This window comes from Neisseria sp. P0019.S002, from assembly GCF_051957155.1.
In the GTDB taxonomy this organism is placed as follows: Bacteria; Pseudomonadota; Gammaproteobacteria; order Burkholderiales; family Neisseriaceae; genus Neisseria; species Neisseria perflava.
This window is the reverse complement of record NZ_JBQCWS010000003.1, coordinates 146,279-168,176: the sequence shown is the minus strand read 5'-3', so window position 1 is coordinate 168,176 and position 21,898 is coordinate 146,279. Positions and strand designations below refer to the sequence as shown.

General features: G+C 49.2%; 21 protein-coding genes. 5 read left to right on the top strand and 16 right to left on the bottom strand.

Annotated features, from left to right (window positions below):
• Positions 1-6: 6 nt before the first annotated feature.
• The 5 genes from ACTHTY_RS06145 to ACTHTY_RS06125 all read right to left on the bottom strand — a co-directional run bounded on the left by ACTHTY_RS06145 (position 7) and on the right by ACTHTY_RS06125 (position 5,526).
• Positions 7-1,386, bottom strand: a complete 1,380-nt coding sequence (locus ACTHTY_RS06145; RefSeq protein ID WP_440366806.1) for an MATE family efflux transporter — start codon at positions 1,384-1,386, stop codon at positions 7-9.
• A gap of 103 nt (positions 1,387-1,489) precedes the next feature.
• Positions 1,490-1,927 (bottom strand): acyl-CoA thioesterase, encoded by a 438-nt coding sequence (locus ACTHTY_RS06140; protein WP_128582542.1) that lies wholly within the window; start codon positions 1,925-1,927, stop codon positions 1,490-1,492.
• A gap of 26 nt (positions 1,928-1,953) precedes the next feature.
• Complete coding sequence (locus tag ACTHTY_RS06135; RefSeq protein ID WP_128582543.1) at positions 1,954-2,883, bottom strand: LpxL/LpxP family acyltransferase; 930 nt, start codon at positions 2,881-2,883, stop codon at positions 1,954-1,956.
• Between the two features lie 4 nt (positions 2,884-2,887).
• Entirely contained in the window at positions 2,888-3,613 is a 726-nt protein-coding gene (locus ACTHTY_RS06130; RefSeq protein WP_128582544.1) for a glycosyltransferase family 2 protein, read from the bottom strand.
• A gap of 146 nt (positions 3,614-3,759) precedes the next feature.
• A complete protein-coding gene (locus tag ACTHTY_RS06125; protein WP_440366803.1) occupies positions 3,760-5,526 on the bottom strand; it encodes an ABC transporter ATP-binding protein/permease in 1,767 nt (588 codons plus the stop codon).
• A gap of 238 nt (positions 5,527-5,764) precedes the next feature.
• On the opposite strand from ACTHTY_RS06125, the gene ACTHTY_RS06120 reads away from it, so the two are divergent.
• The 3 genes from ACTHTY_RS06120 to ygfZ all read left to right on the top strand — a co-directional run bounded on the left by ACTHTY_RS06120 (position 5,765) and on the right by ygfZ (position 9,730).
• Entirely contained in the window at positions 5,765-7,987 is a 2,223-nt protein-coding gene (locus ACTHTY_RS06120) for a TonB-dependent receptor (RefSeq protein ID WP_440366801.1), read from the top strand.
• A gap of 199 nt (positions 7,988-8,186) precedes the next feature.
• On the top strand, positions 8,187-8,750 hold the full coding sequence (locus ACTHTY_RS06115; protein ID WP_440366799.1) for a peptidylprolyl isomerase: 564 nt from the start codon (positions 8,187-8,189) through the stop codon (positions 8,748-8,750).
• Between the two features lie 122 nt (positions 8,751-8,872).
• Entirely contained in the window at positions 8,873-9,730 is an 858-nt protein-coding gene (gene ygfZ / locus ACTHTY_RS06110; RefSeq protein WP_440366797.1) for a CAF17-like 4Fe-4S cluster assembly/insertion protein YgfZ, read from the top strand.
• A 30-nt stretch (positions 9,731-9,760) separates the two neighbouring features.
• On the opposite strand, the gene ACTHTY_RS06105 is transcribed toward ygfZ, so the two are convergent.
• The 4 genes from ACTHTY_RS06105 to alaS form a co-directional block, all read right to left on the bottom strand.
• Positions 9,761-9,907, bottom strand: a complete 147-nt coding sequence (locus ACTHTY_RS06105; RefSeq protein WP_440366795.1) for a hypothetical protein — start codon at positions 9,905-9,907, stop codon at positions 9,761-9,763.
• Between the two features lie 176 nt (positions 9,908-10,083).
• Positions 10,084-10,539: a hypothetical protein gene (locus ACTHTY_RS06100; RefSeq protein WP_108700149.1), complete on the bottom strand. Its 456-nt coding sequence runs from the start codon at positions 10,537-10,539 to the stop codon at positions 10,084-10,086.
• Positions 10,540-10,541: 2 nt separating this feature from the next.
• The gene (locus ACTHTY_RS06095) at positions 10,542-11,441 is read right to left on the bottom strand and encodes a hypothetical protein (protein ID WP_440366794.1); all 900 of its coding nucleotides are present in this window, start codon (positions 11,439-11,441) and stop codon (positions 10,542-10,544) included.
• Positions 11,442-11,516: 75 nt separating this feature from the next.
• On the bottom strand, positions 11,517-14,141 hold the full coding sequence (alaS, locus tag ACTHTY_RS06090; protein WP_440366792.1) for an alanine--tRNA ligase: 2,625 nt from the start codon (positions 14,139-14,141) through the stop codon (positions 11,517-11,519).
• Between the two features lie 250 nt (positions 14,142-14,391).
• On the opposite strand from alaS, the gene ACTHTY_RS06085 reads away from it, so the two are divergent.
• Entirely contained in the window at positions 14,392-15,522 is a 1,131-nt protein-coding gene (locus ACTHTY_RS06085; protein WP_107723381.1) for a polyamine ABC transporter substrate-binding protein, read from the top strand.
• A gap of 166 nt (positions 15,523-15,688) precedes the next feature.
• Here the strand turns inward: ACTHTY_RS06085 and ubiE are convergent, their stop codons facing one another.
• From ubiE to ilvD, 7 genes are all read right to left on the bottom strand, one after another.
• Entirely contained in the window at positions 15,689-16,426 is a 738-nt protein-coding gene (ubiE, locus tag ACTHTY_RS06080) for a bifunctional demethylmenaquinone methyltransferase/2-methoxy-6-polyprenyl-1,4-benzoquinol methylase UbiE (protein WP_004519946.1), read from the bottom strand.
• A 29-nt stretch (positions 16,427-16,455) separates the two neighbouring features.
• Positions 16,456-16,821 (bottom strand): MBL fold metallo-hydrolase, encoded by a 366-nt coding sequence (locus ACTHTY_RS06075; RefSeq protein ID WP_440366790.1) that lies wholly within the window; start codon positions 16,819-16,821, stop codon positions 16,456-16,458.
• A gap of 18 nt (positions 16,822-16,839) precedes the next feature.
• Positions 16,840-17,271, bottom strand: coding sequence for a gamma-butyrobetaine hydroxylase-like domain-containing protein (locus ACTHTY_RS06070; protein WP_049344227.1), 432 nt, complete (start codon positions 17,269-17,271; stop codon positions 16,840-16,842).
• Between the two features lies 1 nt (position 17,272).
• Complete coding sequence (locus ACTHTY_RS06065; RefSeq protein ID WP_039862213.1) at positions 17,273-17,506, bottom strand: hypothetical protein; 234 nt, start codon at positions 17,504-17,506, stop codon at positions 17,273-17,275.
• Positions 17,507-17,582: 76 nt separating this feature from the next.
• Complete coding sequence (locus tag ACTHTY_RS06060) at positions 17,583-18,872, bottom strand: CAP domain-containing protein (RefSeq protein WP_440366788.1); 1,290 nt, start codon at positions 18,870-18,872, stop codon at positions 17,583-17,585.
• 68 nt (positions 18,873-18,940) lie between these two features.
• On the bottom strand, positions 18,941-19,072 hold the full coding sequence (locus ACTHTY_RS06055; protein WP_256388404.1) for a hypothetical protein: 132 nt from the start codon (positions 19,070-19,072) through the stop codon (positions 18,941-18,943).
• Between the two features lie 68 nt (positions 19,073-19,140).
• Complete coding sequence (gene ilvD / locus ACTHTY_RS06050) at positions 19,141-21,000, bottom strand: dihydroxy-acid dehydratase (protein WP_003746398.1); 1,860 nt, start codon at positions 20,998-21,000, stop codon at positions 19,141-19,143.
• 279 nt (positions 21,001-21,279) lie between these two features.
• Here ilvD and ACTHTY_RS06045 point away from each other — a divergent pair, with 279 nt between their 5' ends.
• Positions 21,280-21,843: a YceI family protein gene (locus ACTHTY_RS06045; protein ID WP_070585678.1), complete on the top strand. Its 564-nt coding sequence runs from the start codon at positions 21,280-21,282 to the stop codon at positions 21,841-21,843.
• Positions 21,844-21,898 lie beyond the last annotated feature (55 nt).

The following is a 21,898-nucleotide window of genomic DNA, read 5'->3' as shown; positions in this document are numbered from 1 at the left end:
GAAATTTCAGACGGCCTTATGCGATCTGACCATCTCCCTGCTGCACAATTCCAAGCACCACACCAAGGCGATGGCGGCAATCGTCAGTGAAACGGTTAGCGCAGTCCAGAAGCCGTAAATGCCCATATCGACATGATAGGCAAGTAAGTAGCCGGGCAACAGGCCGCAACCCCAGAAAGCCACGGCATGGATGAACATCGGCATTTTGGTCACTTTATAGCCGCGTAGCGCATATGAAGCGATACATTGGGTGGCATCTGCCAGTTGGAATAGGGAAGCGAAAAATAAAACGGTCGCGGCAATGCCTAATACTGCCGCATCGTTGGTGTACATACCGGCTAACTGAAATCGAAAGATGACCAAGAGCAGTGCGGTACAGGTGGCAAGTACCCAGCCCAACACCAGCGACACGCCTGAAATATAACGCGCCCGCAAAAAATCGCGCCGTCCGAGCGAAAAGCCAACGCGTACCGTACTTGCAGAGCCGACGCTTTGCGGAACCATATACAAAATGCCCGACAGGCTGATGACGACTTGTTGGGCAGCAACATAATCCTCGCCGAATGGTGCCACCAAAAAGACGATAAACGAAAACGCGCTGGCTTCTAAAAAATAAGACAAGCCGATGGGTGCGCCGATTTTCCAAATCTGTTTGAAAGCCGCCAAATCAGGTTTGCCGATTTTTGCCGTCAAACCAAACGGACGGAAGAATTTTTCTTTGGCGATATAAAGCCACAAAGCCAATGCGCTGAACCAAAATACCGCCGCCGTTGCCACGCCGCAACCTGCGCCGCCCAAAGCAGGCATACCGAATTTGCCGTAAACAAACACATAGTTCAGCGGCACATTCAATACAAATGCCGCGAAGCTGACCAACATAATCACGCGCGGACGGTTCAAGCTGGAGGCATAGGCGTGCAGGGCGCGGTGTATCATGGCAGCCGGCATTGCCAAGCTGGTAAAGAACATATATTGCGCCATCGTGTCTTCGACATAATCGTTCAATGTCAGCCAATGACGGAAAGGCGTAATCATCGCCCACATCAACAACATGCCGAATACGCCCAAACACAAGCCAAACCAAATGCCCTGCATTCCTGTTTTGCCGACTTCTTCGGTTTTACCTGCGCCGTACAGCTGGGCAATCATCGGGTTCAACGCCGCCATTACGCCCATAAAGGTAATGTAAATCGTGGAAAACGCGCTGCTGCCCAAAGCCACTGCGGCCAAATCTTCCTTACCTGCGCCACCGGCCATTACTGTATCGACAAAACCAATACCCACTTGCGCCACTTGCGCCAACAGCATAGGCAGGGCGAGGGCAGTAAGCAGACGGATTTCTTTTAAGAAAACAGGAAAGGCAAAGCGGTTGAGGTTCAGTAGCATAATGTGTGCGGTTTGAGGAAAAAGGCCGTCTGAAAACGGAAATTTAAAATTATAAAGGGTAATGCTGATAAGCAGGTAATATGTTGTTTAATCAATAAATTTTTCAGATGGCCTTAAATGTCGGATGTCTTTTTACTGCTTCCAACCAGCTGTCCGGCGTTTGAAACTGCATCAGACCGTCTGAAAGCGAAACTGCGGCTTGGGTAGTCGAAGCGCGGGTCAGTTTTTCATTGGTTTCGGCATCGTAAATGGTGTAATCGATACGCAGGCAGCTTTCGATCTCGACGATGTCCATATCAACGCGGATTTTTTGGCCGAAACGGGCAGGGCGGATGTATTTGAGGTTCATCTGCACAATCGGCCAGCTGTACCCCTGCCGTCCCATTTCGTTGTAGTCGTAACCGATGGAAGACAAAAAAGCACAACGTGCGGTTTCAAGGTATTTGACATAGTTGCCGTGCCACACGATGTGCATGGCATCTACGTCAAAAAAAGGAACTTCGGTTTCAAAGCTGTGTTGGCAGTAGATGTGTTTTTTCATGGTTTAAAAGAGTGAGTGTGATGGTTTCAGACGGCGTCTTCGCCCCAAAAATCATAAAAATTGAACCATTGTAGCGGATTTTGCGCACATTCTTGCGCCAGAATGTCGGCAAAACCCTGCATCGCGTCTTTGACGGCAGCCTCACGGTTGCCGCGTTTCCAGCTGGAAGTATCGGTAAAGCGGCGCAGTTTCAAATGATAGCGGCCGTTTTGTTTGACGCAAAACAGCGTGTTTACCTGCGTTTTTAAAAGCGAAGCCAATAGCCATGCGCCTTGCGGCATAGGGGCCGTGTGGCCTAAGAAATTAATGTCGGCGGTTTTCTCGCCGCGTACAGGCACACGGTCGGCCGCGATGGCAATCCATTCGCCGTCTTCGATACGGTGGTTCAATTCCATCATCAGGGTGGTATCCAAATCTGTTACCTGAATCAGACGGATATGATCTGCGCCGGCTTTTTGCAATGCCTCGTTAAATGCCTGAGCGTGTTTGCTGTGCACCAATACATTGAGTCTGAAATTTTTATGGTGCGACACCAGCGCACGGCAAACTTCGGTATTGCCCAAGTGTGAGCAGGCAAAAATCTGGCCGCGTTCGTTGCGCTTGACTTGCGAATAGATGTCGTCCGGATCTTCAATTACCAAATCTTCATAACGGATTTTGCGTTGCCACACGGCAAAACGGTCGCAAACCGCTTCGCCAAATGCGACGAATTGTTTGAATACGCTGTGTTTCGGCAGGACGGTATGGGGAAAGGCCGTCTGAAGACGGGTTTGATAGCGTAAGACATGACGGCGCGGTTTGGGCGCGGTTGCATAAAAATACAGCACCACAAACCAAATGCACGGCCTCATGAAAAAAGCCGGCAGATAGCGCACCATCAATGTGGTCAGAGCGAGAAACAGGCGGCTGCCGCGTTCTGGCTGCGCCGCCCAATGGGTTTGTTTATTGTCGGTCATAGTTTCAGACGGCCTTTCCGAAAACTTTACCCAATCGGTGTTTCAACATACCGAAAAACAGCCGTGTGTGCATTTTGCTGATGCGGATATTGTCGGCAAAGGCATCGAAGTGGGACACGCCGTCGGCGGCGTATTGGACGGGCGTTTTAATCCAAACCGGTTTGACATCGCGCCAGTAGAGGCGGATAAGGATTTCCGTGTCGAAGTCCATGCGGTCGCCTACGGTTTCTTCACGGACGACGGACAGCGCGGGTGCAAGCGGATAGAGGCGGAAGCCGCACATGCCGTCTTTGATGTCGCATGACCAAGTGTGCAGCATGTTCCAGAAATCGGTAATTTTGCGTCCATACAGCCGCGCTTTGGGCGCGTCGTCGCCGTATTGCGGCCAGCCGCAAACAACGGCTTCGGGGTTTTGTTCTGCTGCTGCGAGGAGTTTGGGCGTGTCGCTCAAGCAATGCTGGCCGTCTGCATCAACCTGCAAAACGTGGGTATAGCCATGTTCTTCAGCATATTCCAAGCCGGTTTTGACCGCTGCGCCTTTGCCGCCGTTGATGGGGCGGTAAAGGACATCAATGCCGTCTGAAACCAAAGCCTGTAATACAGGTTTGCATTCTTCGCGTGAACCGTCGTCCACAATTAAAACGTTTAAACCGAAGCCGCGCATGGTTTGGGCAACGTGGCTGATGGTGGTCGGATGGTTGTAATGTGGAATAAGGGCCAGGGTTTTCATAAATATTTTTTAGACGACGTTAACACAATGCAGAGTATAGCAAATAAACATGCCATAGCGTTTGAAAAGGCCGTCTGAAACGGCGAGGACAAAATCGTTTGATTTCGTTTTTCACTGTTTCAGACGGCCTTTTATATGCCATTAATTCAGCATTGTACATGACCGACATCGAGGCATAAATCATGGAACTCATTGAGCGTGCTGCGGTGGCCGATACTGATGATGATGCTGTCGGGTAGTTTTTGTTTTAAGGCGCGGTAAAGCATGGCTTCGGTCGGTTCGTCCAAGGCGGCGGTGGCTTCGTCGAGCAGGATGACTTTGGGCTGCGAGAGCAGGGCGCGGACGAAGGCGACGCGTTGCAGTTCTCCGGGGGAGAGTTTGTGTTGCCAGTCGTCGGGTTTATCCAATTTATCAACCAGATAACCTAAGCGGCAGGTGTTCATAGCTTCGATTAGTTCCGGATGTTGTTTGTCGATGTCGGGGTAACAAATCGCGTCGCGCAGGCTGCCTTGCGCCGTGTACGGGCGTTGCGGCAGGAAGAGGATGTCTTGATGCGGCGGATGGCTGACTTTACCGCTGCTGCCAAAAGGCCAAAGCCCTGCCAGCGTGCGCAGCAACGAAGTTTTGCCGCAACCGCTCGGGCCGCGTATCAGTAGGGAGTTGCCGTTTTTGAGGTTGATATTGATACCGTCTAATAAAACTTCGCCGTTGTGGCGGTATAGGGCAACGTTTTCTAAGATCAGGCCGTCTGAAACTTCGGTAAGGTTGGGTTGTCGTGCGGTGTGTTTTTCTTCCGTACTCAGCAAAAAGCCGTACAGACGTTCCAATCGGGCGCGGTAGGCGGTGAATTTGTTATAGAACATCCGGAAGAAAGACAGCGCGTTTTGCAGTCGTGCGAAGGCTTGGACGGTCTGCTGGATGTCGCCGATTTTGATTTGTCCGGCAAACAGGCGCGGAGCTTGCAAAATAATGGGGAAGAGTTTGATACCGTTGGTGAACATATCGTTAAAGCCGCTCAGGCAAACGCTTTGTCGCGCAATGCGCCAACGGTTGCGGATAATGGCTTTAAAGCGGTCGGAAAGCTGGTCGTGTTCGTGTTTTTCGCCGCTGTAAAACGCCACGCTTTCGGCGTGGTCGCGTACGCGGATGAGGGAATAACGATAGTCGCCGTTGAGCTTTTCGTTTTCATAGTTGTAACGAATCAAAGGGTTGCCTATCCACATGGCGATAAAGGTCGCCAAAATCACAAACATATAGACAAACCAAACGATGCCGTGCGGAATGTCGACGCCGAACACGGTCAGGATGCCTGCCAAGCCCCACAAAACAACGGCAAATTCCAGCGAGGTAACGACCGAATTGACCATGCCGCGCACAAATTCTATGGTTGAGGTGATGAAATCCTGAGCGTCCTGTTGGATACGCTGGTCGATATTGTCCGGCGCGTGGCGGCGCATTTGCAGGCGGTAGTAGTTTTTGTCGGCAAGCCAGCGTGAAGTCAAAACTTCATTGAGCCGCTCCGACCATTTAATCGCCAAGCCTTGATCGAGAAAGTCGTTGACGACGTTGTTAAACGCCCGTATCAACACCACGCCTGCATTCATCGCTGCAAACATCCAAAACGCGGAGGCATTCAAATCCTGCATCGAGTCGTAAAGCCCTTTGGACATAAAGGTACTCAACACATTCAGCCGCACTTCGGTCAGCAGCAGCGTAATCATCGCCGTAATCAGCAGCAATACTTTAACTGCACTTTTCGGCGTCAGACACAGCCGCAGGATATAGCTAAACTCGCGCCCGAAGCGTGTGTTGCGTGCAAAAAACAGAATTACCGCCGAGGCTGCAGCGACCATCAATAAGGTCTGCAATAGCCAAGACGGCGTGGAATAAAGCTCGATTTGCCATTTTTGCATGGGGTGTTCTCTGAAAGGAAGTAAAGGCCGTCTGAAAGGACGGCAAATTTATTTGACTATGGTAACTGTAATAATAGTTTTCTGAACTGTTGTATTTTTGTATTTACAAACGGTTCTTATTTGTTTTTGTGGAAAGCAGAAATCTTATCAAATATAATCGCAAAACCAAATTACTTTGTAATTTTTTACTCGATATAAGAAATAAGAATTATTAATATTTCAAACCAGAAGGTATTTTATGAACAGCAAATTAGCCCTGATGCCGCTTTTGATTATGAGCGCATTTTCTTATGCCGCCGATGAAGCGACACCCGAAACCCCCGTGCAACAGCAGTTGCAGGAAGTCAATGTCCGCGCTGACGCCAAACGCGTCAAAGCCGCCCGTTCTTATTCCATCGCCAGCGACGGCGACTTGCGCGACCGCGTGAACTTGGGCGTATTGGGCAAAGCCAACGCCTTTACCGCGCCGATTACCGTCGTCAACTACGACGAACAAGCCCTCAACAACACCGAAGCACGTACTTTGGTGGATGCCGTAGCGAAAAAAGACGCTTCCGTTTGGCAGTTCGGCGGCGAAAGCAACACATTGACCGGCCTGTATTTCCGCGGTTACCAACTTGATGCGCGCCAATTCAGCGTCAACGGTTTGGCAGGTATGTACGGCACACAAGGTACGGCCAGCGTGCAAGTCGGCTCCGCGCAACTGATTAAAGGCGCCTCCACTGCCGTAAACGGCATGGACCCTGAAGGCGCGGTATCCGGTTCCGTCAACATCGAAACCAAAAAAGCCGCCGACGAAGGCAACCGCAAAATCAGTTTGGGCTGGTTCAGCAACAACCGCGCCCAAGGTACATTCGATTTAGGTCAACGCTTCGGCGAAAACAAAGAATTCGGCGTGCGCGCCAACGGCAAACTGCGCCACGGCGACACCCCGCGCCACGGTTACAGCGAAGACAACAAAGAATTTGCCTTGAATGCCGACTATCGAGGCGAAAAACTGCGCGTGGCGTTCGATTCCATCTACGCGAAACGCAAAACCAACGGCGGCCGCGCGCGTATGCAGGACATTCAAAACGCCAACGGCCACTTGTTTGACGCACCTGAAGGCAAAGTGAATTTGGCGCCGAGCTGGCAGGCTCAAAACACGCGCGGTCAAACGAATATGCTGACCTTCGAATGGGATGCATTTGAAAATGCCCAAATTACAGGCGGCATCGGCTACAACAATGCACGTTATTACGGTAATTTCGCCTCTCCTACAGTTACAAGCAGCGGTTTGACCTACAATTCAGGTCGCGCGCGTTTGACTGACCAGCGTTTCAAAACACTCAGTATGAATCTGACTGCGCGTGGAGAATTTGAAACCGGTCCGGTAAGCCACAACTGGAGTACCGCATTTGACCGCATCGACCGCAAACGCACTACTTATCAAGGCGCACGTCAAACAAGAAGTAGCGTTATCGATCCGAGCATCGACATTCCTACTCAATTGGCAAAATTGGATTCCAACTTAGGCAGCGCATGGAATACAACACCTTCATTGGATACCGTGATCAAAGTAAACAGTTTGGCAGTTTCCGACACACTTGGTTTTGCCGACAACAAATACCGCCTCACTTTGGGTGGACGTTTCCAAGCCGTTGAGCAGAAAAACAAATTAAACGGCCGCAAAGCAGATGCGAGCCGTTTCAGCCCGATGTTGATGGCGGCATGGGTTCCGCAGCCTGATTTGGTGGTTTACGGCAACTATATGGAAGATTTGGAGCCGTCCGACATCCGTACCGATGATGACGGTCATGTAACGATGGCAGATCCGCGTGTCAGCCGTCAATTTGAAGTCGGCGTACGCAAAAACTGGGGCGATTTCGTAACGACGCTGAACGCGTTCCAAATCAAACGCCCGGGCTACTGGCGCGGCAACACGACTTCAGGAACTGATTTCGCAGCGCGCAAAAATGCAGGCTTGGCTTATAGCGGTTCGGAGCAAGGCATAGAACGCAGCCGCGGTATCGAGTTCAATACCTATGCCAACTTGTTGAACAAAACCCTGCGTCCGACTTTCGGTCTGATGTATCTGCAATCAACCGTAAAAGATTATCCGAATTTTGCCGACAATTTGGTTAACGGCGTACAAGTTGCCAACCCGCGCGTGATTGCCAAAGCAGGCATTGAGTGGGACACACCGTTTGCCAAAGGTTTGACTTTAAACGGAAACGTTTCGTATTTCGGTAAGTCTTACCAAGACACGCAAAAACAATACGCCTTCCCATCCTATACTTTGGTTGACGTAGGCGCGCGCTACAAAACCAAGCTCGGCAAAAATACTTTAACTGTCAGCAGCTCGGTAGAAAACCTGTTTAACAAAAACTACTGGCAGGTTCAGCGCGGCCAATACGACCGCAGCTTCGCCGTCGTCGGTATGCCGCGTACTTACTGGCTGAAAGCGGAATTGGATTTCTAATCTGATTTCGGTTTGACCGTAATAGCAGGCCGTCTGAAAAGGAATGATAAAAAGCAAGAATTTGGTTTTTATCCCTTTTCAGACGGCCTGATTTGATTGCCTTATGTTTTTTGCTTGAAAAATCTTACATGTTTTTTATGGATTTCACGCGAAACAAGGTTAATATTCCATTTTCACAATACATCATTCGAGAAGACATATGAAAAAATCCATCAAACTGACCCTGTGCGCCCTCGCACTCTCACTTTCCGTGCAATCGCAAGCGGTTACCCATGCCGTGATTGAAACCAATATGGGCAACATTCAACTGGAGCTGGATGAAGTCAAAGCGCCGAAAACAGTGGCAAACTTTGTCAATTACGCCAAAAAAGGTTTTTACGACAACACGATTTTCCACCGCGTTATCGACAATTTTATGATTCAAGGCGGCGGATTTACCGAGAATATGGTACAAAAATCCACCGATAAAGCCATCACCAATGAAGCATACAACGGCTTGAAAAATAACGTCGGCACCATCGCCATGGCGCGCACCGGCGATCCAAATTCTGCAACCAGCCAGTTTTTTATCAATACAGCCGACAACGACTTTTTGAATTTCAAAAGCAAAACCCCTCAAGGCTACGGCTATGCCGTTTTCGGTAAAGTCACTTCCGGCATGGACGTGGTCCGTAAAATCAGCAAAGTGAAAACAGCGACACGCGGCTATCATCAAGACGTTCCAACCGAAGCCGTGATTATCCGTAAAGTCAGCATCAAATAATTTTGATTGCTTGAATCCAAACAACAGGCCGTCTGAAACATTCAGACGGCCTGAATTTATTTATTTGATAATAAGCGGCAATTTGGGCGATAATTCAGCATCTACAATTTAAGGAGTCGATTATGCAAACCCGCCTGCCTTTTTTCGGCGTTGTCCGCGTCAGCGGTGAAGACAGAGCTTCATTTCTTCATGGCCAATTATCCAACGATATTAATAATTTAGCTATCGGTCAGGCATGTTATGCCACATACAATACGCCTAAAGGCCGTGTATTGGTGAATATGTTGGTCGTCAATCGCGGAGAAGATTTGCTGTTGGTCATGGCGCAAGATTTGACCGAAGCCATCGTCAAACGCCTGAGAATGTTTGTCTTGCGTGCAAAGGTCGTCTTCGAGCTTATGCCTGATTTAGCAGTCAGCGGCGAGTTGGCAGACAATGCAGAACCTCATCCTGCTGCCGAACCGCAATTGTCTTTCCCAGCCCAAATTCAAGAAAACACCGTAGAAATTGCCTTGCCGCACACAGGCCGTCTGAAAATTTCAGCAGCCGAAAACGCAGCCGAATATCAAGCAGGAGCCGAAAATGCGTGGAATCTGCACGAAATCCGCAGCGGCTACCCATGGATTTGCGCCGCAACCAAAGAAGCGGCTGTTGCCCAAATGCTCAACCAACACATTATCGGCGCCGTCCATTTCCGTAAAGGCTGCTACCCCGGCCAAGAAATCATCGCCCGCGCCCAATACCGAGGCCAAGTCAAACGCGGCCTGGCCGTATTAAGCGGCGATTCTTTAGAAGCCGCCGGTATTGCCGTCAAAGTCGGCGAGGAAGAAGCAGGCGTCATCCTCAACACAGCACTCACAGAGCAAGGCAGCCTCAGCCTCGCCGTTATCAAGTTTTCTGCAGCAGAAGCAGCATTGACCGATGCAGACGGTAATGCTTTGAAACAGGAAGAACTGTTTTTTACGGTAGAGAAAGATTGATTGTCAGATGATTGAATAAAAAGCTTAAATTTAAAGATTAATCAGCTTGAAATGAAAACAGAAAGGCCGTCTGAATTTCAGACGGCCTTTGATATTGAGTTTTGTTGGTGCATGACCCAAGCTGCGTTTGCTGCTGACTGGATTACGGCATGGTTTGGAATCATTCGGTAGCAACAAAAACCGCGTGCGTGCGTACCGCACACACCCTACACCTTAATCTTAAGGTTTGCGTCGCCCGCAGGTAGGGTGTGTGGCGTAGCCACGCACGCGGTTGGTGGGAATGCAGGCTACGGCTTACTCAAAACCACACTTGCTGTGAGTTCGTTGATTTTGCAAAACAATCTTATGCACAATTATGAAGAGCTTTTAACAAAAATGTCTTTTATCTCCCCATGAGCGAGATAAAAGCTAATTGCAACAATTGATAAAACTAGCACGCCGCAACAAAAAGCTATTGTATGCAATGCCGTCTTTTGATAAGTTACTGCGGAAATAATACATATTATTAACGAAGATACCGCATAAATAAAGCCAACATAAAAACATATTTTTAATTTTTTATATTCTTCTAAGTGAACCAATATTTTTGCATACTCTGTATCACGAAGGAGAAATTTTCCCCCATCCTTAAAAATCCAGCAGAATATTGCAACTGGAATGGGCAAAATATATTTAAGCATATCTTCGTTTAATGCTATCGTTTTTAACAAATTCTCTAAGACTTCTCCAAAAAATATATATACAAATATACTGAATAAAATTGTAAGAAATTCAAAACTAATAAAAAATGTTCTAATAAATTCTTTCAAATTTAATGCTCCATTTTTCTTTCTTCACTAACTTTTATAAATTCTTCATTAGCTTTTCGTGCTAAGAAATCCGGGGATGGATCTTTTTCAAATAGAAAACTTTTTTGTACATCTCTAGTCCTTACTTCTATTATTTCTCCATTATTATCTTCCCCTGCAACTTTTCCTGTACCGTAACCATCTGCTGCCATAAGAATAGCAGCATCAGGCAATGCAACTTCTTGCTTGTAATTAGATATATTATTTTTCTCAATACTATTAACCAAGTCGTGAAGATTTGTTTTTAATCCTTCTCTTTTTTCGCTTTCCTCATTAATTCTAAGTGTACTTGTATTCCTTTTTTCCAAGGTCTCTTTTAAAGATTTCCAAATTCTGCCAAACAGAGGATTAGGGGGAGATACGGTAGCTTCAATTTGAGTAATTTTTTTAATCATTATGATTTTATTACGGAAAGAAGCGTAGTCAGAAATTGCATCTACATCGCACTCTATCAATAAATCGTTATATTTTAAATTACGAGCATCCTCTATAATTTTCTTAAACCTACGGGGAAACGTTTCGGATTCTATACCGTTATATACATGCAAGAAACACAATCCAGAAAATCTAGGTAAACAAACAAATGGGGAAGATGCTTTGACAAGGTTTGCTGTCATCGACTGGTCTTGTGTGTGATTATATTCATCCACTACGTCCTGAGTATCATCAGCGTACTTAACCAATCTACCATAGATAAAAGGTAAAGATTCATCATCCCTTTTGTCTATCATATCCGTTATTGTCCAGTTATATTTTCCAACTTTGATAATTGCAGGATTACAAATTGCATCTATCAAATTTTCCTGAGAAAGATTGATTTTTACAACTCGGCTGAGGAAATAACGGCCTTTTCTAATACGCATTTATTTACCTTCAAACAATTTATAACAGAGGTCGTCTGAAATAATTCAGACGACCTTTCTTATTTAATCAAAGAATTAAGCTAACTTCTCTCTAACCCAGCCTTCTGCTGAATTCAGCATCGCGCCGACTTGGGAAACATCCGCCCCTCCCGCCTGTGCCAAATCCGGTCGGCCGCCGCCTTTGCCGCCGACTTGTTCGGCTGCAAATTTAACCAGATCGCCTGCTTTGACTTTGCCAGTCAACGGTTTGGATACGCCTGCACACAGGGAGACTTTGCCGTCGTTGACTGCGGCGAGCAATACGATGGCTTGTTCTGATTTGCCGGTTAAATCGGTAACGATTTCGCGCAGGGCTGCGGCATCGGCTTCGATTTGTGCGGCAACGAGTTTGGCTGAACCCAAGTCTTTTGCATCGTCCAAGAGTTTGGCGCCTGCGTGGACGGCGAGTTCGGCTTTGGCGCGTGCCAATTCTTTTTCCAATGCTTTGGCGTGTGCTGCGCCTGCTTGGATTTTCGCCAGTACGTCTTTTTCGGTTTGAGCTTTGGTTTCGGCAATAATGTCTTTAACCAAGCGTTCTTGTTCTTGCGCCCATTTGAGTGCGTTCAGGCCGGTGATGGCTTCGATACGGCGCACGCCTGCGGCAATACCGCCTTCGCTGATGATTTTGAAGAGGCCGATGTCGCCGGTGCGTGAAACGTGTGTACCGCCACACAATTCGGTAGAGAAACCGCCCATTTGCAGTACACGCACTTCGTCGCCGTATTTTTCGCCGAAGAGCATCATCGCGCCGGTTTTTTGGGCATCTTCCATGCTCATAATGGCGGCGTTGACGGCAACGTTGGTCAAAATGGCTTCGTTGACTCGGCGTTCTACTTCGGCGATTTCTTCGGCAGTTACCGCTTGAGGATGGGAAATGTCGAAACGGGTGGATTCGGCGGTAACCAAAGAGCCTTTTTGTTCAACGTGTTCGCCCAATACATCGCGCAGAGCTTTGTGCATCAAGTGGGTCGCGCTGTGGTTGCGCATATTGGCATTGCGGATTTCGTCATCCACTTTGGCGGTAACGCTGTCGCCGACTTTCAGACGGCCTGAAGTTTGTACGCCGAATTGACCGAATACGGCCGCTTTGATTTTTTGGGTATCGCGTACTTCAAAGCGGTTTTCGCCTGCGAAGATATAGCCGACATCGCCGACTTGACCGCCGGATTCTGCATAGAATGGGGTAAAGTCGATAACGATGGCACCTTCGTCGCCTTCGTTTAATTCGTTAACTTGCTCGCCGTCTTTGTAGAGGGCGAGGACTTTGGATTCGGTTTGGCGTTCGCTATAACCTTTAAACTCGGTGTCTTGACCGTCGTAAGGCAGTTGGGCGTTGGCTTTGAAGCTTTGTGCGGCACGTGCGCGTGCGCGTTGGGCTTCCATTTCGCGCTCGAAGCCTGCTTCGTCCAGTTCGATATTGCGCTCGCGGCAGATGTCGGCAGTCAAGTCGTATGGGAAACCGTAGGTATCGTAGAGTTTGAAGATGATTTCGCCGTCGAGTTTTTTGCTGCCTTTAGCCAACGCGTTTTCCAACAAAGCCATACCGGTTTCCAGAGTTTGGGCAAAACGGCTTTCTTCGTTTTTCAACGCTTCTTCGATTTGAACTTGTTTTTCTTTCAATTCAGGGTAGGCATCGCCCATCTCTTTAACCAAATCGGCCACCAGTTTGTGGAAGAACGGTTTGCTTTGACCCAGTTTGTAGCCATGACGTACGGCGCGGCGGATAATGCGGCGCAATACGTAGCCGCGGCCTTCGTTGGAAGGCAAGACGCCGTCTGCAATCAGGAATGAGCAGGAGCGGATGTGGTCGGCGATAACTTTCAGGCTTGGTTCTTCCATGCTGAAAGCTGCGCCGGTTTCGCGGGCAACGGCTTTGAGCAGGTCTTGGAACAAGTCAATTTCATAGTTGCTGTGAACATGCTGCATGACGGCGGCCATGCGCTCCAAGCCCATGCCGGTATCGACAGAAGGCTTAGGCAGCGGATTCATATTGCCTTGTTCGTCGCGGTTGAACTGCATGAATACGCAGTTCCAAATTTCAATCCAGCGGTCGCCGTCTTCTTCAGGGCTGCCGGGAATGCCGCCCCAGATTTCTTCGCCGTGGTCGTAGAAAATTTCGGAGCAAGGGCCGCAAGGGCCGGTGTCGCCCATTTGCCAGAAGTTGTCGGATGCGTATTTCGCGCCTTTGTTGTCGCCGATGCGGACGATGCGCTCAGCAGGCATGCCGATTTCGTTCAACCAGATGTTGTAGGCTTCGTTGTCTTCGGCATACACGGTCGCTAACAGTTTGTCTTTATGGATGTTCAACCATTCCGGGGAAGTCAGGAATTCCCAAGCGAAGTGGATCGCATCGCGTTTGAAGTAGTCGCCGAAGGAGAAGTTGCCCATCATTTCAAAGAAGGTGTGGTGGCGGGCGGTGTAGCCGACGTTTTCCAAGTCGTTGTGTTTGCCGCCTGCGCGTACGCATTTTTGCGCGGTAGTGGCGCGGTTGTATGGGCGTTTGTCAAAGCCGAGGAATACGTCTTTAAATTGGTTCATGCCTGCGTTGGTAAACAGCAGGGTCGGGTCGTCGTGTGGCACGAGCGAGGAGGAGCGGACGATGGTGTGGCCTTTGGATTCGAAAAATTTCAGGAATTTTTGGCGTAGTTCGGTGGTTTTCATAATGTCTCGATAAATTTTTTACAAGGATTTCAGACGGCCCGGACGGCGCGTTGCGATTAAAAACGAATGGGCGTTATCTTACCGCAAAACCATATTTCAAGCTATCGGCAGAAAGGTTTTAAGTTGGCTGCAATCCGTCTTTCAGACGGCCTCAAGCGGGACGATATCTTTTAACAATGAAGCCTATCCGCTCGGGCTTGCCTGCTTTATAATGCCTCTCTATTTTCAACCGGATACGCAAGGAATGATAATGACCAAACATCTGCCCCTCATCGTACTGACTGCGCTGGCACTGGCCGGCTGCGGCGGCTCGGACAAAACTTCTGCCGACAAGGCGGCTCAAACCGATAATCAAAAGGTATTGAGCATTTACAACTGGTCGGAATATGTTGATCCCGAGACGGTTGCAGCGTTTGAGAAAAAACACGGTATCGCAGTAACTTACGATGTATATGACAGCGATGAAACGCTGGAGAGCAAGGTGTTGACCGGCAAGTCGGGTTACGACATTGTGGGTCCTTCCAATGCGTTTGTCGGTAGGCAGATTAAGGCAGGTGCGTATCAAAAAATCGACAAATCCCTGATTCCCAACTATAAAAACCTCAATCCACAACTGATGAAGCTGATGGAAGGTGTTGATCCGAATCACGAATACGCCGTTCCATTTTATTGGGGGACTAATACTTTCGCCATCAATACCGAGCGTGTGAAAAAGGCTTTGGGTACGGACAAACTACCGGACAATCAATGGGATTTGGTGTTTAACCCTGAATACACGTCCAAACTCAAGCAATGCGGCATCAGCTATTTGGACAGCGCAGCGGAAATTTATCCTATGGTGTTGAACTATATGGGTAAAAATCCAAACAGCAGCGAAACAGCGGATATTAAGGCGGCTACGGAAGTCTTGAAGAAAAACCGTCCGTACATCAAGCGTTTTACCTCGTCCGGTTTTATCGATGATTTGGCGCGCGGCGATACTTGCGTAACGATTGGCTTTGGCGGCGATTTGAACATTGCCAAACGTCGTGCCGAAGAAGCAGGCGGCAAGGAAAAAATCCGTGTGATGATGCCGAAAGAAGGCGTGGGGATTTGGGTGGATTCGTTTGTGATTCCGAAAGATGCCAAACATGTGGCCAATGCCCATGCGTATATCAATGATTTCTTAGATCCTGAAGTTGCGGCGAAAAACGGCAATTTTGTTACTTATGCGCCGTCCAGCAAACCGGCTCAAGAGCTGATGGATGAAGAGTTTAGAAACGACAATACGATTTTCCCGACTGATGAAGATTTGAAAAACAGCTTTATCATGGTACCTATCCAACCGGCGGCGTTGAAATTTATGGTCCGTCAATGGCAAAGCGTGAAAGCAGGGACATAAGCTGATTTAATCGTATTAAGGCCGTCTGAATGGTGTAATCGAGATATTTAATTTCGTTTTACGGCTGTTCAGGCGGCCTTTGGTTTGTATCAGATTGGCTTGGGTAAGGTTTAAAAACAAAGGGCGTGTCTATCAATCACGCCCGTTGTGTTTGTTTCAGACGGCTTTAGAATTTCACGCCTTTATGCAGGGCAACAATGCCTGCGCTCATGTTGTGGTAATCCACGCTGTCAAAACCTGCATCCAGCATCATTTGTTTCAAGGTTTCTTGGTCGGGATGCATACGGATGGACTCGGCGAGGTATTGGTAGCTGTCGGCATCTTTGGCAATCAGTTTGCCCATAATCGGTAACAGTTTGAAAGAGTAGAGGTCGTACACGCCTTCCAAAGGTTTGTACACTTTGGAGAATTCCAACACCAGCAGGGTACCGCCCGGTTTCAATACGCGGTACATTTCTTTCAGTGCGGCATCTTTGTGCGTCATGTTGCGCAGGCCGAATGCGACGGAAACCAGATTGAAATAGTTGTCGGGGAACGGCAATTTTTCAGCGTCTGCCAACGATACGGGCAGAATCATGCCTTCGTTGAGCAGGCGGTCGCGGCCGACCGTCAGCATGGAGGAGTTGATGTCTGTCAGCCAAACTTCGCCTTCTTTGCCTACGCGTTTCGCCCAGCCTCGGGATAAATCGCCTGTACCGCCGGCGATATCCAATACTTTGTCACCTTTTTTCAGGCGGGCGGTATTGATGGTGAAATGTTTCCAAACGCGGTGCAGACCGCCGGACATTACGTCATTCATAATGTCGTAGTTTTTTGCCACGGAGTGGAAGACTTCGGCAACTTTGCCTGCTTTTTCGTCTTCGTCAACGGTAGAGAAGCCGAAATGGGTTTTGTGGTCGCTCATAGTGTCTGCCTTCTTAAAATAATACGGATTCAGATATCGAATACGTCGAAATCGCCAACCACTTTCGACGCGGGAAATATAGTTTGTGCCTGCCGCTCCAGCATCAGGCGTTGTTCCTCTTCGGTATAACGTGCGCTGATATGGGTCAGGTAAAGTTGTTTCACATTGGCTTGCAAAGCCAGCTTGGCGGCATCAGATACGGTCGAATGGAACACTCGTTCCGCTGTTTCTTCATCGCCTGCCGCAAAGGTTGCTTCATGCACCAAAACGTCTGCGTTTTGCGCGGCGCGCACTGCCTGCGGACAGGCTTTGGTATCGCTGAAGATGGCCACTACCCGTCCTTTTTTAGGCGGGGAGAGGAATGCTTTGCCGTCAATGATCCTGCCGTCGTCCAATGTCGGCTTCGCCTTTTTTCAGACGGCCTTTCCGCCGCAACCTCCGCTACCGCAGGAATGTGTGCGTTTGGGTTTTAAATCTTCGGCACTTGGCGTTCTGGACGCGCCGGCTTTTTCGAGGCGGTCGAGATAGTCTTGCCAAAGCGCGTCTTGATTGTGAGCTAGTCGGTAGAGATAGTCCCAATCGTAAAGGCCGCTGTCGTGGCCGTCTGAAAAAGTAATTTTCAATGCGTATTGGCCGACGGGGTCTAAATCGGTAATGCTGACTTCGGCTTTGCCTGTTTGCAATACATCTTGACCGGCACCGTGTCCGCGCACTTCCGCGCTGGGCGAGTACACGCGCAGGTATTCGGCAGGAAGGCTCTTGGCACCGTCAACATAGACCAAAGTCAGTACGCGCCGCTCTTGCTGGAGGCGGATTTCTTGTGGGATTTTATCGGCTTGGGTCATGTCATGCTCCGTTCTTTTTACGCAAATAGGCAACGCGTACAGAAAAAATACCGCCAAGTACGGCAAACAGCACGATTGCGTAGAGTGAAAGCCGTATCAGGCTTACTTGCGTGCCCGCCGTCAACCCCAAAGGCAGCAACATTACGGCAACGAACAGTAAAAATGCGGCCAACATGGCAGCAATGCTGGCAAAGGCATAGCGGGTATTGGCTGCTGTTTGCGGATGTTTGGTCATATTGGATAGCTTGCCGTAGGGTGGTGAGGCGGTATTTTATCAGCTTTTTGGTGCTTCATGCCGTCTGAAAACGGCTTTATTTCCATAAATAAAGTGTAATGGCGCGCCTGTCTTCGCCTTCGGGCATTAAGCGGATGCTGCTGCCTTTGCTTCCATTAACACGGATAATGATGCCGCCGGCCTGCCGCTCGATAATGTCGAGTTGGGTGTCGCGGTTCATGCGGTAGTGGTAGCGTTCGCATTGCTTCAAGCACCAAAAATCCTGCCAATGGATAAAATATTTTTGTCCGGATTCGACGGCCAGCGTTTCGCCGCCTTTGACAATGAAGTAAGGATAATCGGGTTTTTGCGTGCTGAATGTCCATTCGACCGTTCGGTCTTTTCCGTTTTGACGGTATTCGAACACGGCACGGTAGTTGGTGTCGTATTCCAATGGCTGTAAAGGAAACAGCGCAAATTGATGTTCGGTCAGGAGGCGGTTTGGGTCATTATCTTTATCTAAGATTTTGACGTCTCTAATTTCTTTTGTGTCCTGATACAGTTTGAACGAACGCATTTTGACCGGAGGCGATTGTTCTGAGAAGGCGGTGCTGACCGGATTGCCGGTCATTTCATAATGCGGCATAGGGTCGGGACGTTCGCCATGGAAAACCGGTGAAGCGAAATTGCCTTGCGGATAGGTGATGTAAGGCCGGGTTTTGCGGTTGGAAATTTCATCCGCATAAACAATGGCATGACCATGACAGGCATCTTGATAAAACGAACGGCTGAGGTCGGATAGGGGGCGGTTTTTTTGGCAGAGGCTGTTGAATCTGCTGTCGCCCTGATTGATGCTCAGCGCGATTTGTTTGCCTTGTGATTCAAACGCCGCTCCGGCCTCGTCGATATTTTGATCGAGTAGGGAGAGACGGTGGTAAATCGCCGTCATCAGATTATCCAGCTGATGTTGGGCAGGCAGATGGTCGTTGATTTTTTCGTTTGGCGGGTGCTGGCCGGTGCTGACGTTTTCATGTACGCCTTTATAGGCATAACCGGCTTTGCGCGTGCGGTCTGATGGGCGTGGGCCTGTATAAAAGGGATTGCGTGTATTGTGTTCGTCATGGCCGTCGTCAGGGTTTTGCAGCAGATAGCGGGCATGATTGCGCGCGGCGCGTTCGAGTGTGGCTGAGTGCGCCAGTGCGGGCAGATTGGCTGAGGTGCGGAGGAAGTTTAAATACGCCAAGGCGTCAAAATCGGCAACGGCAGTACGATTTTGCGGCGGTTGGGCGTAGATGAGCTGGTCTTCGGAATAGCGATGGGTTTCGTAGTATTGGAATATGCCGAGGGCGACGGCAAAACCACCCAGCCAGTAAAGAATGTGTTTCATTATATGTACTGCGTTCAGACGACCTTGAGCTACGGCTCTTTTCCTTTGAAACTCATGCCGTTAAATGATTATTTTGATAGCGGCTTGACTTGGAATGCTTCAGGATGGGATTTGAAATATTCGACAGCGATAAATCCGCCGCCAATAATAATCAACAGGGCAATAGCCATGCCGATCATCGCTAAAATGAATTTGTCCATATTTGTCCATTTGAATGAAGGCCGTCTGAAACACTTGAAAGCGTTCAGACGGCCTTAAGTCAGGTTAATTAACGTTCGATTTGCGATACGTCGCGTACTGCGCCTTTGTCGGCGGAAGTCGCCATCGCGCCGTAGGCACGCAGGGCTGCGGAGACGTAGCGGTCGCGGTTTTCCGGTTTCCAGGCTTTGCTGCCGCGCGCTTCCATTTCGGCACGGCGTGCGGCAAGCTCTTCATCGGAAATGACAAGGTGGATGCTGCGGTTTGGAATATCGATTTCGATGGTATCGCCTTCGTGTACCAAACCGATTGCACCGCCTTCTGCCGCTTCAGGCGAAGCGTGGCCGATGGAGAGGCCGGAAGTACCGCCGGAGAAGCGTCCGTCAGTCAGCAGGGCGCAAGCTTTGCCCAAACCTTTGGATTTCAGGTAGGAAGTTGGGTACAGCATTTCTTGCATGCCCGGGCCGCCTTTAGGGCCTTCGTAGCGGATGATGACGATATCGCCAGCCACGATTTGGTTACCCAAAATGCCTTCTACTGCGTCTTCTTGGCTTTCAAACACGCGGGCGCGGCCGGTAAATTTGAGGATGCTCTCGTCCACGCCTGCGGTTTTCACGACGCAACCGCGTTCTGCGATATTGCCGAACAATACTGCCAGGCCGCCGTCTTGCGAGTAGGCATGTTCGACATCGCGGATACAACCTTTTTCGCGGTCGAGGTCGAGGGTTTTCCACATACGGTTTTGCGAGAACGCCTGAGTAGTGCGCACGCCGCCTGGAGCCGCTTTGAAACGCTCGATGGCATGAGTATTTTCAGGGTTGGTTACGTCCCATTTTTCAATTGCGTCTTTCAGTGTCGGCGCGTGGATGGTGTACACGTCGGTGTGCAGTTTGCCGGCTTTGTCCAATTCTTTCAGGATGGCGAAGATGCCACCTGCGCGATGCACGTCTTCCATATAGTAGTCGTGGTTGTTTGGCGCGGTTTTGCAGATGCAAGGCACAACGCGGCTCAGGCGGTCGATGTCTGCCATTTTGAAATCGACACCGGCTTCGTTGGCGACGGCCAACAGGTGCAAAATGGTATTGGTAGAGCCGCCCATGGCGATGTCCATGGTCATGGCGTTTTCAAACGCTTTTTTGGTGGCAATGCTGCGTGGCAACACGGTTTCGTCGTCTTGCTCGTAGTAGCGTTTGGTGATTTCGACAATCATGCGGCCGGCTTCGAGGAACAATTCTTTGCGGCCAGCGTGGGTCGCCAGATAAGAACCGTTACCCGGCAGGGAAAGGCCGAGTGCTTCGGTCAGACAGTTCATGGAGTTGGCGGTAAACATGCCGGAGCAGGAGCCGCAAGTCGGGCAGGCGTTTTGCTCGACTTCTTCGACTTGTTTGTCGCTGATATTGTCGTCTGCCGATTCGATCATGGCGTCAATCAAGTCCAAGCGGCGTTCTGGTTGAATGTTGGCTACACCGATAACTTTACCAGCTTCCATAGGGCCGCCGGAAACGAAGATGGTCGGAATGTTCAGGCGCATGGCGGCAATCAGCATGCCCGGGGTGATTTTGTCGCAGTTGGAAATGCAGACCAGAGCATCGGCGCAGTGGGCATTGACCATGTATTCGATAGAGTCGGCAATCAGGTCGCGGCTGGGCAGGGAGTAGAGCATACCGCTGTGGCCCATGGCGATACCGTCGTCAATGGCGATGGTGTTGAATTCTTTGGCAATGCCGCCGGCTTTTTCGATTTCACGGGCAACCAGTTGACCCATATTGTGCAGGTGCACATGGCCTGGGACGAATTGGGTGAAGGAGTTGGCAATGGCGATAATCGGTTTGCCGAAGTCGGTTTCCATGACGCCGGTTGCACGCCACAATGCGCGCGCACCTGCCATATTGCGGCCGTGGGTAGAGGTTTTGGAGCGGTATTCAGGCATTTTTGTTCCTTTGTTTTATGCTGAGGCCGTCTGAAATAGGCTGGATATTGTGGCGGCCCGTTGTAGAAATAACTCGGTATTTTATACCAAGTACGAGCGATGAAGCACGCTATTTTGTAATAAAACTAAACTGTATTTGCTTCACCTGAATTTGCTGCTCATTCTTTCAGACGGCCTAAAGTTTTCTTAAGATGAAACGCTGTCTTTCTCAGTTGCAAAAGATGCTGGCATCAAAAAGTGATATGATAGGGAACTTCTCACATTTTTAAGGATAAGACGATGAAAAAAATCATGTTTGCATTGTGTTCAGCCATGCTGGCTTCTGCTGCGTCTGCCGCTGTTTATAAAGTGGACGAATTTCATGCCAATGCCCGCTTTGCCATCGACCATTTCAACACCAGCACCAACGTCGGCGGTATTTATGGTTTGACCGGCAATTTGGAATTTGATCGTGCCAAACGCCAAGGCTCAATCGATATCGTATTGCCTTTGTCCAAACTGCAAACCGGTTCAGATCACTTTACTCAACATTTGAAATCTGCCGATATTTTCAATGCAGACAAATACCCTGAAATCCGTTTTGTATCCACCAAATTCAATTTCAACGGCAAAAAACTGCTTTCCGTTGACGGCAATCTGACCATGAACGGCAAAACAGCACCGGTGAAACTCAAAGCCGACAAATTCAACTGCTACCAAAGCCCGATGTTAAAAGCAGAAGTGTGTGGCGGCGACTTCAGCACCACCATCGACCGTACCAAATGGGGCTTGGATTATTTGGTAAGTGCCGGTATGAGCAAAAAAGTAAACATCAATATCCAAATCGAAGCAGCCAAACAATAATCCTGCTTGATTTCAAAATAAAGGCCGTCTGAACAGGTAAGGCAGAAATCGTTGA

Coding starts and splice junctions, on each gene's coding strand:
- ACTHTY_RS06145 (WP_440366806.1), bottom strand. CDS start 1,386: ATGCTACTGAACCTCAACCGCTTTGCCTTTCCTGTTTTCTTAAAAGAA.
- ACTHTY_RS06140 (WP_128582542.1), bottom strand. CDS start 1,927: ATGAAAAAACACATCTACTGCCAACACAGCTTTGAAACCGAAGTTCCT.
- ACTHTY_RS06135 (WP_128582543.1), bottom strand. CDS start 2,883: ATGACCGACAATAAACAAACCCATTGGGCGGCGCAGCCAGAACGCGGC.
- ACTHTY_RS06130 (WP_128582544.1), bottom strand. CDS start 3,613: ATGAAAACCCTGGCCCTTATTCCACATTACAACCATCCGACCACCATC.
- ACTHTY_RS06125 (WP_440366803.1), bottom strand. CDS start 5,526: ATGCAAAAATGGCAAATCGAGCTTTATTCCACGCCGTCTTGGCTATTG.
- ACTHTY_RS06120 (WP_440366801.1), top strand. CDS start 5,765: ATGAACAGCAAATTAGCCCTGATGCCGCTTTTGATTATGAGCGCATTT.
- ACTHTY_RS06115 (WP_440366799.1), top strand. CDS start 8,187: ATGAAAAAATCCATCAAACTGACCCTGTGCGCCCTCGCACTCTCACTT.
- ygfZ (WP_440366797.1), top strand. CDS start 8,873: ATGCAAACCCGCCTGCCTTTTTTCGGCGTTGTCCGCGTCAGCGGTGAA.
- ACTHTY_RS06095 (WP_440366794.1), bottom strand. CDS start 11,441: ATGCGTATTAGAAAAGGCCGTTATTTCCTCAGCCGAGTTGTAAAAATC.
- alaS (WP_440366792.1), bottom strand. CDS start 14,141: ATGAAAACCACCGAACTACGCCAAAAATTCCTGAAATTTTTCGAATCC.
- ACTHTY_RS06085 (WP_107723381.1), top strand. CDS start 14,392: ATGACCAAACATCTGCCCCTCATCGTACTGACTGCGCTGGCACTGGCC.
- ubiE (WP_004519946.1), bottom strand. CDS start 16,426: ATGAGCGACCACAAAACCCATTTCGGCTTCTCTACCGTTGACGAAGAC.
- ACTHTY_RS06070 (WP_049344227.1), bottom strand. CDS start 17,271: ATGACCCAAGCCGATAAAATCCCACAAGAAATCCGCCTCCAGCAAGAG.
- ACTHTY_RS06065 (WP_039862213.1), bottom strand. CDS start 17,506: ATGACCAAACATCCGCAAACAGCAGCCAATACCCGCTATGCCTTTGCC.
- ACTHTY_RS06060 (WP_440366788.1), bottom strand. CDS start 18,872: ATGAAACACATTCTTTACTGGCTGGGTGGTTTTGCCGTCGCCCTCGGC.
- ACTHTY_RS06055 (WP_256388404.1), bottom strand. CDS start 19,072: ATGGACAAATTCATTTTAGCGATGATCGGCATGGCTATTGCCCTGTTG.
- ilvD (WP_003746398.1), bottom strand. CDS start 21,000: ATGCCTGAATACCGCTCCAAAACCTCTACCCACGGCCGCAATATGGCA.
- ACTHTY_RS06045 (WP_070585678.1), top strand. CDS start 21,280: ATGAAAAAAATCATGTTTGCATTGTGTTCAGCCATGCTGGCTTCTGCT.